Source organism: Aerococcus mictus (assembly GCF_003286595.3).
Classification (GTDB): Bacteria; Bacillota; Bacilli; order Lactobacillales; family Aerococcaceae; genus Aerococcus; species Aerococcus mictus.
On the sequence record NZ_CP132985.1, the window covers coordinates 376,721 to 389,542 of the forward strand.

20 protein-coding genes are annotated in these 12,822 nt (G+C 39.7%); all 20 read left to right on the forward strand.

The window, feature by feature from the left end; genetic code table 11:
* The first annotated feature begins 3 nt into the window (after window positions 1-3).
* The 20 genes from DBT49_RS01760 (at window position 4) to DBT49_RS01855 (ending at window position 12,813) form a co-directional block, all read left to right on the forward strand.
* Window positions 4-396 (forward strand): hypothetical protein, encoded by a 393-nt coding sequence (locus DBT49_RS01760; RefSeq protein ID WP_070559455.1) that lies wholly within the window; start codon window positions 4-6, stop codon window positions 394-396.
* On the forward strand, window positions 396-902 hold the full coding sequence (locus DBT49_RS01765) for a siphovirus Gp157 family protein (RefSeq protein ID WP_070559454.1): 507 nt from the start codon (window positions 396-398) through the stop codon (window positions 900-902). Before DBT49_RS01760 ends, DBT49_RS01765 begins: the two co-directional genes overlap by 1 nt.
* Window positions 899-1,597 carry an AAA family ATPase gene (locus tag DBT49_RS01770; protein WP_070559453.1) on the forward strand — a complete coding sequence of 233 codons (699 nt, stop codon included), beginning with the start codon at window positions 899-901 and terminating at the stop codon, window positions 1,595-1,597. The genes DBT49_RS01765 and DBT49_RS01770 overlap by 4 nt, the downstream gene beginning before the upstream one ends.
* Window positions 1,598-1,599: 2 nt before the next feature.
* Window positions 1,600-2,109, forward strand: coding sequence for a DUF669 domain-containing protein (locus tag DBT49_RS01775; protein ID WP_111872421.1), 510 nt, complete (start codon window positions 1,600-1,602; stop codon window positions 2,107-2,109).
* A 399-nt stretch (window positions 2,110-2,508) separates the two neighbouring features.
* A complete protein-coding gene (locus tag DBT49_RS01780) occupies window positions 2,509-4,338 on the forward strand; it encodes a hypothetical protein (RefSeq protein WP_070559451.1) in 1,830 nt (609 codons plus the stop codon).
* Between the two features lie 2 nt (window positions 4,339-4,340).
* Window positions 4,341-5,813 (forward strand): ATP-dependent DNA helicase, encoded by a 1,473-nt coding sequence (locus DBT49_RS01785; RefSeq protein WP_111872420.1) that lies wholly within the window; start codon window positions 4,341-4,343, stop codon window positions 5,811-5,813.
* Window positions 5,810-6,283, forward strand: coding sequence for a crossover junction endodeoxyribonuclease RuvC (locus DBT49_RS01790; protein WP_070559449.1), 474 nt, complete (start codon window positions 5,810-5,812; stop codon window positions 6,281-6,283). Before DBT49_RS01785 ends, DBT49_RS01790 begins: the two co-directional genes overlap by 4 nt.
* A gap of 63 nt (window positions 6,284-6,346) precedes the next feature.
* Window positions 6,347-6,592: a hypothetical protein gene (locus tag DBT49_RS01795; RefSeq protein WP_070559448.1), complete on the forward strand. Its 246-nt coding sequence runs from the start codon at window positions 6,347-6,349 to the stop codon at window positions 6,590-6,592.
* A gap of 2 nt (window positions 6,593-6,594) precedes the next feature.
* Entirely contained in the window at window positions 6,595-7,074 is a 480-nt protein-coding gene (locus DBT49_RS01800; RefSeq protein ID WP_070559447.1) for a hypothetical protein, read from the forward strand.
* Entirely contained in the window at window positions 7,067-7,468 is a 402-nt protein-coding gene (locus tag DBT49_RS01805; RefSeq protein WP_070559446.1) for a hypothetical protein, read from the forward strand. Before DBT49_RS01800 ends, DBT49_RS01805 begins: the two co-directional genes overlap by 8 nt.
* Window positions 7,452-7,670: a hypothetical protein gene (locus DBT49_RS01810; protein WP_070559445.1), complete on the forward strand. Its 219-nt coding sequence runs from the start codon at window positions 7,452-7,454 to the stop codon at window positions 7,668-7,670. The genes DBT49_RS01805 and DBT49_RS01810 overlap by 17 nt, the downstream gene beginning before the upstream one ends.
* A gap of 83 nt (window positions 7,671-7,753) precedes the next feature.
* Complete coding sequence (dut, locus tag DBT49_RS01815; RefSeq protein WP_083300471.1) at window positions 7,754-8,410, forward strand: dUTP diphosphatase; 657 nt, start codon at window positions 7,754-7,756, stop codon at window positions 8,408-8,410.
* A gap of 145 nt (window positions 8,411-8,555) precedes the next feature.
* Window positions 8,556-8,978: a YopX family protein gene (locus DBT49_RS01820; protein ID WP_070559444.1), complete on the forward strand. Its 423-nt coding sequence runs from the start codon at window positions 8,556-8,558 to the stop codon at window positions 8,976-8,978.
* Entirely contained in the window at window positions 8,971-9,294 is a 324-nt protein-coding gene (locus tag DBT49_RS01825; protein ID WP_070559442.1) for a hypothetical protein, read from the forward strand. The genes DBT49_RS01820 and DBT49_RS01825 overlap by 8 nt, the downstream gene beginning before the upstream one ends.
* A gap of 4 nt (window positions 9,295-9,298) precedes the next feature.
* Window positions 9,299-9,544, forward strand: a complete 246-nt coding sequence (locus DBT49_RS01830; protein ID WP_070559440.1) for a hypothetical protein — start codon at window positions 9,299-9,301, stop codon at window positions 9,542-9,544.
* Window positions 9,516-10,142: a nicotinamide riboside transporter PnuC gene (pnuC, locus tag DBT49_RS01835; protein WP_070559438.1), complete on the forward strand. Its 627-nt coding sequence runs from the start codon at window positions 9,516-9,518 to the stop codon at window positions 10,140-10,142. Before DBT49_RS01830 ends, pnuC begins: the two co-directional genes overlap by 29 nt.
* A 32-nt stretch (window positions 10,143-10,174) precedes the next feature.
* Entirely contained in the window at window positions 10,175-10,408 is a 234-nt protein-coding gene (locus DBT49_RS01840) for a glutaredoxin family protein (protein WP_070559436.1), read from the forward strand.
* A gap of 5 nt (window positions 10,409-10,413) precedes the next feature.
* A complete protein-coding gene (locus DBT49_RS01845; RefSeq protein ID WP_070559433.1) occupies window positions 10,414-10,677 on the forward strand; it encodes a nucleotide modification associated domain-containing protein in 264 nt (87 codons plus the stop codon).
* Between the two features lie 170 nt (window positions 10,678-10,847).
* The gene (locus DBT49_RS01850) at window positions 10,848-11,102 is read left to right on the forward strand and encodes a hypothetical protein (protein ID WP_070559431.1); all 255 of its coding nucleotides are present in this window, start codon (window positions 10,848-10,850) and stop codon (window positions 11,100-11,102) included.
* Window positions 11,103-11,386: 284 nt separating this feature from the next.
* Window positions 11,387-12,813 (forward strand): IS3 family transposase gene (locus tag DBT49_RS01855; RefSeq protein ID WP_101560582.1). Its coding sequence is split into 2 segments (ribosomal slippage): window positions 11,387-11,897 and window positions 11,897-12,813, totalling 1,428 coding nucleotides; the frame shifts between segments, so codons are not numbered across the junction.
* Window positions 12,814-12,822 lie beyond the last annotated feature (9 nt).

Here is a 12,822-nt window from a genome sequence, read left to right on the forward strand (position 1 = left end):
TTCATGACTAATAAACGAAAAGAAAAACAATTTATCTTTGTTGATAAAGAAGACGGTAGCTACTTAAACGATATTCAATTAAAAGAAAATTCAGTCGCTTTCGATATTATGAACGCTGACAGCATTATGGACGCTAAGAAAGCCTATGCATACAACGATATAGAAGAATTTGAAAAAGCTATTGAATTGATGAGAGAGCATGGATTAAAAGATCTTGGGAAAATCGCTGATCTATTGGGCTATGAACCAGTGGTGGCTAATATCACGATTGAATTCACTGATTTAGATGGCAACCCTATGGATGTCGCAGAACCAGAAACAGAGCATGAACATTTATGCGAGGAAGTCGATTTCCTTCAAAAATTAGACGAACTGATGAGGGAGATGGGTAACTAATGAATATCTATGAACTATCCGAACGCTATCAGATCCTCTTAGACCTCTTACAGACCACAGACATTGAGAATGACCCAGAAGCCTATCAAATGTATCAAGACACCTTAGACAGCATTAATGACGTGTTTGAGGACAAGGCGGAAGGGTATATCAAGGTCATCACCGAACTGGAAGGTGACATGGAGAAACAGAAGAACGAGATCGATCGCTTAACCAAACGGAAGCAGTCCTATCAGCGAAACATAAAACGTATGAAACAGACCCTTCAAGAGGAAATGGAAGCCACAGGCAAGCAAAAGATCAAGACACCAATCTTCACTATCTGGACGCAAAACAATCCTAAACGCGTGGTGGTCACTGATGAAGAAGCGATCCCTGAACACTTCCTGGTTCCGCAAAAACCGAAAGTCGATAAGAAGTCAGTCCTCGATTACCTGAAAATGCACGAAGGTGAAACTGTTGATGGGGTCACGATCGAGCAGGATCGGGGCGTGAGATATCGATGAAAATATTAAAAGCCGAAGAAATCAAACGCCTTGATGCTTGGACAGCCTTGATCTATTCAGAGCCTGGTAAGGGTAAGACCTACATGGTTCGCTCGCTAAAGGGCAATACACTGGTTCTCTCGGTCGATGGTATGTATCAGGTACTGGAAGGTTTGCCCAACGTTACCGTGCTTTATATGGACGCTGACAAGCCTAATGAGGAACTTGAGAATTTCCTGAAGTTTTTAATCAAGCATGTGGATCACTATGACAATGTGGTCATTGATAACTTATCCACCTTCCAGAAATTTTGGCTCAATGAACGAGCAAGAAAGACCACCAGTGGCATGCCTGAACTTAAGGATTACGGCGTGTTCGATCGAATCATTCTTGAACTAATCAGCGAACTAAAGAATTTGCAAAAGAATTTATTATTCCTAGCCCATGAAAAGGACAAGGAAATTACAAGAGAAAGTGGTGGTGTGTACACACAGAAACAACCAGACGTTAGAAACTTAGACGCTTGCATGGGAATCATACCCTTGGTCGGGCGATTAGTAATGTATAAGAACAGCAAAGATGACAGTGAAGAACGCATAATCATTTTACAACCTAGCGAATCTACTCGAGCAAAAGACCAATTGCTAGGCGACCGTAAAGCGATTAAACAAATGGAATTACTACCGTTATTACAAGAACAAGAAGGAGAAGATTAATTATGGGATTACTAGACACATTAAAAGAAGTTAAGAACGAAGGTTTTGACCCTAAGAAAGATACCGTATCCGATTTTGAAGACCTACCGTCAGGTGACTATGTGGTGCGCTTGAAATCAGCGGGCACACGCTACAATGAAAAACTTAGTCAATCAGAAATCACTTTTAACTTAGAAGTCGTATCAGGCGAGCATAAAGGATCGATCGAGTTTCTAAGCCTAAGTTTTGAAGATGAGGTGCCAGACTTTGTTAAGAAGAAAAACGCACGTATCTTATTAAAACTAAATGAGTTGCTAGACATTAAAGCGGCTGAATCTGAATTGAATGATGAAGTGAAAACCGCTGAAGCATTTAGTGATCGTGGGGTAGGCAACCAGGTTCTGATGAAATTACGCCTATCTAAGAACAAAAAAAATCCAGATTTCCCGTACCGCAATTATGAATTCGAACCCGTTCCTGACGAACCTGAGGATCCGTTCGGAGGAATTGGCGAGGAAGAACTTCCATTTTAAGTTATAAAACCATGTTACAAGGGTACTTTGTGAAATTTTGAAAAACAAGGGCAAATCCCTTGGGGCGCAAGGAGTTACGTCATGTTACACAAAAGGTTACAGCGGGTGTTACAAAAAGTAAAAAATAACATAAATCGTAATGAAAACGATCTTTATTTTGTAACTGTAACACCCCCTGTAACACCTAGTGTAACTTCCAAATCCATTGATATGACAGCATTATGAGGGGTCATGTTACAAAGTTACACCTAATAAATAGGGTATTAGTATTATATATAAAAAAATATCCCCTCTGTCCTTTTGTAACTTCACAAACTTTTGTGAGTTGGACAGAGGAGATAAATCGGCCTCTTATTTAATTTCTATTCTTAGAATAGCAGAAAGGGGAGAAGAAAGCAAGTGGCAGAAATCATTTTTGATAAATCGAGAAAAAATTTGAAACGTGTCTATGAACGAATCAAGAAAGGAACGATGTCTAAGATTGTTAATCCTGAAGTCTTGTTTCTAGCCATGGGTGGTTATAATCGAACCTTTGAATTATTGCTTGCCATGGGTTTACAGAAAGATGATATAGCGATCTTTTCAAATTTATATTTATCGCAAAACTTTATTGAAGAAACAGATGGTAAGCAAGTGCTATTGGTTAAGAAGATTAATTACTTAACAACAGTAAGAAAAGGTGAAAACTCGTCCTGGAAGTCCCTTGATTTAAATGTGGCTGATGCATTTGAAGAACAGATGATGGTATACGCTAACGCCACTCGTTCAGTAGGGAAGGGAAAGAATAAGACGGATTGGTTAAAACCTAGCATTGTGATCCTGGACGACCCTTCGCTTAATTTACAGTATGAAGGCCATAGATTCCGTTTCCAAACGAATCTCGGTTTTGTTCAAGTGAGAAATCGGAATGCTGACCCACTGGTGTTACTTGATGAGATTAAATATGTCGAGCCAGCTAAACGCATGATGTTTGCAATGTATCAGCAACAAGCGGTCAGTGAAGAACAAATATTGGACGCGCTAAGTCGCTTAATGTCAAAAGTGTGGCGTAGAGATGGCAATGTTTGGTATGTAAAGCCAACAGAATTCAAGGAGATTGTAGGATCAAACGAACTCGCTAACGTTCTTAAGGACACTCAAGAGCTAGGTATTACCCAATTCAAGAGTAATAAGCGTTATCACCAAGAAAATGCACGCTGGATTGTGATCCCTGATGAAGCCTTTGAATTTAAAGGGTTTGACTATAAAGATGAAGAGCAATTGTTCCAAGAAGAACTGGAAGTCGAGAAGGAACAAGAGCAAGCTTTTGCCGAACAACAGGAAGAACAGCTTAACAAGATCCTGTTCAAAGAATTCACCCTTAATCTCAAGACAGGCTATATCGGTAAGCAAATGGCACGAAGTGAGAATGAAACCTTGCAATCCTTTATTAGCACGACAGACGACATTGAGAACGAGGTGCAAGGAATCGAGTTGCTATCGCAAGCTAACACTGAAGAAGAATACAAGGAGATTAAGAAACATAATCTCTGTTATTTCCTCGATGGCGTATTCAAAGATGATGAACGCAATGATAGCAATTACGTTGGTGGTAAACGCCTAATCAGTATTGATATTGACGATGGCGACTACACCCGAGAATCGATTGAAGACCGCTTACAGTCCTTAGATCTTTTTGGTTTAGTGTATCCAACCCCTAAGTATTACTTCAATGGGGAGAAGCGCTGGCGAATCATTCTCATGGCAGACAAAGACATGACTAAAAAAGAGTACAAGTACACGGTCAAGGGTGTGGCAGACATGTTAAGTCTTGAGTTTGACCCCGCAAGCGCTAAGATCTCACAACTCATGGGTTACCCCTTAGCTGAAAAAGATATCTCAACCGTGGTGGGCACACTCGTTAATGTGGATCAGTTCCAACCTGATGAAGATGAATCTGAACACCATGCGAACGTGGTGCAATTCAAAGACAGTAACAAATCACTAATTGATTTCGATCATGCCCAAGCACGCCTGCTCAAAGAGGTCCTCACCAATGGTGTTCCAGAAGGCAGACGTAACGAAACTTATTATCAAGTTATTAAATACTTACGAGATACCCAAGCCAATCCTGAGTATGAACTATGGTTTAAGGAAGCCCTCGACCTGGAAGCCCTTGTTAAAGACCAAATGCGAGCAGACGGACTGGATGACCGTGAGATCGCACTCATTTGTAGAGAGGAGAACTAATCGTGTATGACTTTTCAAAAGCACTAACTAACAATATCGAACGAACGTACACCTATGCTTATGCCAGCAATGCTTTTCAATACCCTAAGCCCGCTTACGAATATAACGCCCTAGAGTTCTTTCACCGTCTACTAGAAATCGAGCCTTTCAAAGCTTTTATGAACCTCGAGCGTTATGGCTTCAAGCAAACCAAGCGAGCCCTCGACCGCTATGAGATCCCTTACACAGCAGATCAAGAGCGGCGAGCCCGAGTGTTCTATGACGTGACCACCCTCATGCTTGCCCGAAGTAGTGACTATGTTTCACTCGACTTAGGCACAGAAGACCTGGAGGGCACAGGCGTGGTCTTGTATAAAGCGCCTAACACTTATACCACATACGACACACTGGCGGTTGCTAAGTTTATCCGTAACTTACCTGCCCACCAGAAGGTTAATAATACCATCTACACCGCTGAACTTCCTGACCTATTGAAACGCTCAAACGAACAGATGGAAGCCCTAGAAACATGCGTCACACACAAGGTCTCATGCTTAATTGGTGGTGCAGGGACAGGGAAATCATTTGTCACAGCGAATATCATTAATCAACTCAAAGAGAACGATCAGCGAGTGGTGGTGCTGGCGCCTACCCATAAAGCCAAGGAAGCCTTGCAAGAGAAGCTGGAGGACAACGTCACGGTTCGAACCATCCATAGCTATATTTATAAACCCGAAGATTGTGACGCTATCGTGATTGATGAAAGCGGTATGTTATCAACCCCACTCTTTAAAGGCCTAATCAATAATTATAAGAACCAGCAATTGGTGTTTGTAGGAGATAAGAACCAATTACCGCCGATCGAGTATGGACGTCCTTTTGAACTCTTGCAACAATCCGTTACGGTTAGCGAACTCAAAGAAAATAGACGGTCAGAAGCGGCGGACATTATCGCTTTAGGCAAAGAAGTTATTGGTATTCCACAAAACGCTAATATGAATACCCCAAACATTGTCTTTGCACCCACGATCCAATCTGCTTTTGAAGATGAAGGAGCAGAGGTCTTACTCACTTTCACTAATGCAGACGTGAAAGGAACTAACGAGCAACAAAAACTTAAAGACGCTCCTGCCTCGATTTACCCCGAGTTTTCAATTGGCGACAAGATCATTGCTAAAACGAACAAGAAGGGAAAACACTTTAATGGTGAACTGTTTACGATTATTGATTATGACCTCATTGAGAGCAAGACAACGGGAAGAAAAGTACGGCTTAACACGCCGCAAGACTTGGCTTACAATTTCGATCTCGCATACGGACTAACGATCCACAAGTCACAAGGCAGCGAATGGGACGTGGTGGCCTATAAACCAAGCGATCTCGACACCCGTAACTTGGCATACGTGGCAATCACTCGAGCCAAGAAAAAGCTAGTCATTATAGGGGACTTGAAATCAGAGTACTTAGCACAGGACGACTGGAGGTTTATTAGTTGAAGTTAATCGCATTTGATCAGTCCACAACAGCAACTGGTTTTTGCGTGATGGAGATGGGAAGTGCAGACATTATCGCTTATGACGTGATTAAACCCGTAGGCGAAGTGAATGACCGCATTAGAGAAATAATCCGCAAGGCCATGTGGCTTTGCGAACATTACGAGGTAGGCTTTGTGTTTATTGAAGGCATACAGGTACAGCGTAACCCCGTAGTGTACGAGAAACTAGCCAAGCTGGAAGGCACATTAGAAATTTGTTTAGAAGAAAAAGGGTATTTCGTGAATGTGATAAAAGCGAGCGAATGGCGCAAGTTGGTGGGCATTAAAGCCCGTAAGCGCAAAGACGCTAAGAAAGCAGCCATAGCCATGGTGAAAGACCTTTATGACATAGAACCGACTGAAGACGAGTGCGAAGCCATCCTTTTCGCACGAGCCTTTAGCCTACAAGATTGGGAAGGAGTACCAGAATGACCTTAACAAAAGAAGAACTCAAGAAACTAGTCGAAGAAATGATCGGGTAAGGAGGCAACAGACATGGAAGATAAAAACCCAGTTCTTTATTTCTTTGCGGCTTGTGGTGTTTTTACAATGCTTGCTTTCATTGTTTTGCTTTTAACAACATTCTTCAAAGACCAACACCCACTGGAAGTCACTAGCCAACCCGAACTCATTGGTCAATACGACATAACGGGTGATAGTTACACCAAACGCACTTTACAAATCTATCGCATTGAAACAAATCAAGGCGAAGAACTGGTCGCCACAGAATGGAGGAACTAGTGATGGATAACTATGAAGTCTTGAACCAACGCTTAGAAGAATACGAAGAAAAAGTCGAGAGAACCAAAGAGTTTCTAAACCTACTGGAAGTCAGTGGAGATATCCCACAGCAAGGTGATCAGTACTGGTATATCCATAAAGTGGTTATGCCAATGATTTGGGATAATGACCCAACTGATTATGACCGCTTAAAAGAAGGAAATACTTACCCGACTAAAGACCACTGCCAATACGAACTTGAGAAAGACGCCGTAGCAGACGAACTCAAAGCTTTATCAGACGTAGACGATGATTATGATTGGGGTAATAAATACGCTTATGGATTAGCTTGTGTAGATGAAGGTTTGTATTCAGTAGAAATGTCTTATCCTGTCGCTAATGCCATTATGTTTTCTAGCAAAGAAAAATTATGGCAAGCGGTCGACTTAGTTGGAGGGAAACGCATAAAAGATTTTCTGTTTGGGGTGATTGATGATGAGTGAAAAGGTAAAAGTGCCACAAATCGTGGCGGAATACTTAGAAATGCAAGAAAAAGTTAATCATTGGGTGGACCAAAGTGATTATAACGATAGAGCAAAATTGCTACACGAAGCACAAAAGAATGGTTACGAGATCGAAACCGCTGAAGACGTGATGAAAGAGTTGGAAGACCTAACAATCAATAAAGATTCTACCCTTTATAAGTTAGATTTCTATTCTATAATCGCTTTCGACTATCAAAGAGAAGAACTGTTTGTGGATACCGTTCCTTATGCCGCAGCAAATACTCCTTTATTTTTAACAGAAACTGAAGCTTTAGACGCTATCGATAAAGTGGGCAGAGACCGAATCAAAAGACATTTATTTAGGGGAATACATGATGAAATTGAAGATTGACCTTAATTACCACTATGAATCCAACATAAGTGAAGACGAGCGAATAAAAATTATGGAATACTTGCATGACGATAACGGTATGTTGTCAAATGATTTCGTTAGAGAAATTGAAGCAGAATTCAATGACGTGACCTTTATCCAAGACGGAAGAGATGAATGGGGCATTATAGATGATCTTACAATTGGAATTGACTATCCCTGAAACGAGTTTTATCGCTAATTACACATGCGTTTATGCAAAAGGTTGTCACATTCCAAGCTATATTCAAATCGAGGTGATAGCAGATGAGTAACAAAATACTTGTCCCACAAGTGGTGGCGACATGGATCGAGAACCGTTTCGAAGGTGGCTTTGAACAAGGCTTTACCTTAAAGGATCTCTTTTTTAACAATCATTATGACCCAATTGACGAACGACTGGAAGCTTGGTTGTTTTCAAGCGAGGAAGAAGAAAATATTCAGCGTCAAAAGATCTTACTGGAAGCTATTGTGAACGGTTATGAAGTAAGGGACGATGAACAGATACTAAGGGTTAAACGCCTAACAAATACCGCTAAATTGCCCACCAAGGCTCATGAAACAGACGCTGGTTTTGATATCTATGCTGATCAAAAGTTTGAAGCGGACGAGAATAGTATTATGCCTAAAACCGTTTCAACAGGAATAGCGATTAAAATTCCTGACGGTTATTACGGACGATTGGTAGGGCGAAGCGGCTTAACAAGTCACACAGGCTTAAGAGTACACGAAGGCATTATTGATAGCGGCTATACAGGGGAACTCAAGGTCATGTGTAGCTTTGTTTGTCCTTATGCCGTTAACAAAGGTAATAAGATTGCCCAACTCATCATTCAACCCTTACCAGCATTCGAAGTATTAGAAGTTGACGAGCTACCGCAAACTGACCGCAACACTGGTGGCTTTGGGAGCACGGGCGTATGAGTAAAACATGTCCATGGCTTAGGTATAAAAAACTTGATTTTTTAGTTTCGTGCAATGAATGGCAATACGAGCTAACGTCTATGGAATGGAACACATATAACTATTGCCCGTTTTGTGGCAGACAAATTGAATGGAGGGACGCTTTATGATTCCTAAATTTAGAGCGTGGAATAAACTTACACAAACAATGGAACCCGTTAATACCATGGATTTTAACTATGGAGAAATTAACACTTTTGATGGTTGTGGCTGTCAAGATAATACCCTAAGTTTTGACGACATTATCCTGATGAGATGGACGGGATTAACAGATATGAACGGCGTTGACTTATACGAAGGCGATATTGTCAAAGATTATGGTCTATGTTCAGTATCTCTTGTTAAATTTGGTGAATATTCAGCCCAACATTGGGAGGAATTTTCCAACGAACCTGATCTTTATCCACACGTTGGTTTTTATATGACCCTTGACAAAAGTGATGATTACCAAACAGCTTTAGAGTTCTTTGGTGATTTTGAAATCATTGCTAACGTGTACGAGAACCCCGAGGTGATGGGATATGAATAAATATACAGTGCTCAACACCTTGTTTGAATTATCAAAAGAAAGCGATGATTTAAAAAGAGGCATTAAAATTTTAGAAGCCATTGAATGGATTCAAGGGAAAGATGAACGGGAAAGCAAGTATGAATTTATCGATAGAGAAATTAACGAAAATTGGGACGACCATGTTCGCGGACGTATTGTTTCTGTTATTGAAAACGCTAATTCAAACTTTATTAATGATTTCCCTAACTCATCAAGCATAACGTGGTTAACCGATAAATTATCTGAAGCAACTCAAGAAGGTGTATTAGAAATCTTTGGCATTAGAAAGAGGTAAAAAAATGAATAAAGCAGAAGCGATTAGAATTTTAAAGAAAGAATTATACAAGATTGACTTTTCTGGACTTAGTGAAGAAAACCTAGAAAAGGTACAAAGGTATGTGGATCTTTACACGGTCATTCAGTGGCTAAAAAGAGAAAGCTTTCGAGCCATTCCAAATTCTATCGATGTTCAAGAAGCATGGAATAATATAGCGAAAGGGTGGGAAACGATTTTCGATGAAAATGAAGAATCAGAAAACAATTAATATCATAGTTGACCTCGCACTGGTGGTCATTACAGTTTGGGGATCATTTCAAAATGGTTGGTTTAATTTGCCTAACTTGGTTTCTTACTTAGGGCTTATAGGCGTGATTGGTTTAGCCAAGAAATGGCAAGGAAATTTTATTTTTAATGGTATTCAAAATTTGTCAGCCGCTATTGTGGCAGGGCGTAGCAAAATTTATGGCGATATGTTTACCAGCCTTTATTACTTGATCACTCAATTCTTTGGCTATCGAGAATGGGAAAACCATAAGGACCGTGATGGCTTAGTCAAGATTGACGAGCATACTAATTGGCGAATGGTTTTGTTTGCTATCTTTATTGGCTTTTTCCTGCTTGGGGGCTTGAGCTGGTGGCTTGGTGGTGTCTATATCTTTTGGGACGCTTTTAACAATGCGACCGCCATCATTGCCCAATATATGCAAGTAGTACAGCGTAAACGATCGAGCTGGATCCTATGGTTGGTTACAAATGTCGTCTCAATGAGTTTATTTTTAAGCGTGGGCGTTCCGCAAATGGCCATTATGTATTTTGTGTTCTCACTGAATGCCGTGCGTGGTTGGTTGAACTGGGGCATGTAAAAAAGAAAACGAAAGGTAGTGTTACATTAATAATGATTAAGGTATATAGCAAAACAGTATGTGGCGGTTGTGATATGGTAAAGCATTATTTAGATATGAATAAGCTAGACTATACGGTAATTAACCTAGACGAGGATCAAGAAGCGATGGACTTAGTCCAATCTAAAGGCATTATGGGTGTGCCAATCGTGGTGGTTAATGACGATTGGGAACGTGCCATTGTTGGTTTTAATCCCGTAGCAATTGACGACTTGATTAAGGGGTGACAACCATGTTTGAATCAATCACCGATGAAATGGCTAAGCTATACGAAAGCAAGAACCATGATTATGGCAATAGTTTTGATAAGTCAATGGATCAGTTCGGACTGGTGGCCAGTGCGATCAGGTTAGGGGACAAGTATAATCGATTTAGTGAATTAATTAATAGTGACCAGCAGCAGGTTAAAGACGAATCCATACGTGATACTTTAATTGATCTTGCCAATTATAGCGTGATGACGATCATGTGGCTTGACAATCAAAGGGGTGACTAGGTATTCAAGCAAAAGCTTATCTGAAGAAAATTAAACGGTTAGATCGTAGGTGCCATCATAAGGTTGACGAGCTAAACGAGCTTAGAAGCACGATAACGTCCATTAGAGCGGTTGACTATACCCAAGAGTCCGTTAGTACCAGCAGAGAGAATAACGCTGATAAAGGCATTATGGCGCTTCTAACGCTAGAGGAAGATTTAAGCGAAGAGGTTAAAGAGTATTTTTCGTATAAAGGAAAAGCCCTCGATCTTATCAATCAATTAGACAAAGATAGTTATGTAGATATTCTTTACATGCGTTACTTTGAATATAAGGATTATAAAGAGATTGCTTACGACTTAGATCAAACCTATGAATGGACGATTAGACAACATGGCTATGCCTTGCAAGCTTTAGATGCTATCATGCCGTCAGAAGAGAAATAAGGGTGATTTTAGACGTTCTAACCCTTTGATAGTATAAATACCTTACGCTATAAATAAAAAGCGTTAAATGTACGTTAAATATTAAAAAGCCCTATTCGAAATGTGTAGTGACCCCCAAAAGTTGGACTAAGAATTCAACTTTTGGGGGTTATTTTTATGTCTAAATATTCATTAGAATTTAAACTGAATTTAGTAGGAGACTATATTGCGAAAAAAGGAAGTTATCGAATGTGTAGTGACCCCCAAAAGTTGGACTAAGAATTCAACTTTTGGGGGTTATTTTTATGTCTAAATATTCATTAGAATTTAAACTGAATTTAGTAGGAGACTATATTGCGAAAAAAGGAAGTTATCGAACCTTAGCTAATAAAGCAGGAATAGATCCTTCTATTTTACGAAGGTGGGTTAATAACTATTATGAATTTGGTGTAGATGGTTTAAAGAAAAGGCGGACTCAACAGGTTTATACTGTTGAATTCAAATTAAATGCGATAGAATTGTATGAAAGTACGGAAATGAGTTATCGCGAATTGGCCAATTCATTAAACATGAATAATCCAAGTCTAATCGCTAATTGGCGAAGAGCTTATCATGAAAGAGGACTTGATGGCCTTTCCGCGAGGAAAGGAAGGCCACCTAAAGTGTCTAAAAAGAAATCACAAATCAATCAAATAAAGGATAGCAGCGAAACCAATCAGTTAAGTGAAGCAAAAATAAAGGAACTTGAACAACGGATTACGGATTTAGAAATTGAGAACAAATTTTTAAAAGGATTGAGGAGACGTGTGGCTCAAAGAGTCAAGCGAGAAAAGAAGAAATAGTGACCGAAATCACACGTCTCCATGATGAAAAATATGCTTTAAAAGATATTCTTAGCGTTTTAAAGTTTCCTAAATCGACCTACTTTTATTGGAAAAATAAAGATGAGGAAATTGATAAGGATGCCGATTTAAAAGAGGAAATGAAAGACATCAGAGAAACCCATAAGGATTATGGTTATCGAAGAATGCGAGCTGAACTGCTTTCCCGTGGTTATAAGGTCAGTAAAAACAAAGTTCAACGCCTAATGAAAATTATGGGGATACAGGTCACTAGCTATACTAGAAAGACAAGAAAATATAATTCCTACAAAGGAACGATTGGAGAGATAGCGCCAAATCGTATCAACCGGCGGTTTGATTCGACCATTCCTTATCAAAAAATAACAACAGACACAACAGAATTTAAATACTACTATGCCGATGATTCTGGGAATTATCAAACTGGAAAACTCTATTTAGATCCTTACATGGATCTATTTAATCGAGAAATTATTTCTTTTAAGATAACACATCAGCCTAATGGACAAAGCATGTTGGAGGGGCTACAAGCTGCCATTGAAGCAAGTAAATTATGTCCATACAGAAGAACCTTTCATTCTGATCAGGGCTGGGCCTATCAAATGAAAAGTTACACCCGGCTCTTGAAGGATCACCGAATTTTTCAAAGTATGTCTCGTAAAGGAAATTGCTTAGATAATTCGCCAATGGAGAATTTCTTTAGTCTACTAAAACAAGAAGTCTACTATGGTCGGACTTATCATTCCTTTGAAGAATTAGCACAAGCGATTGAAGATTTTATAATCTATTACAATGGTGAAAGAATCAAAGAAAAATTAGATTTTAGGAGTCCTATAGAATTTCGTCTTCATCACGCTTCTTTCGCCGCTTAATGATTACAC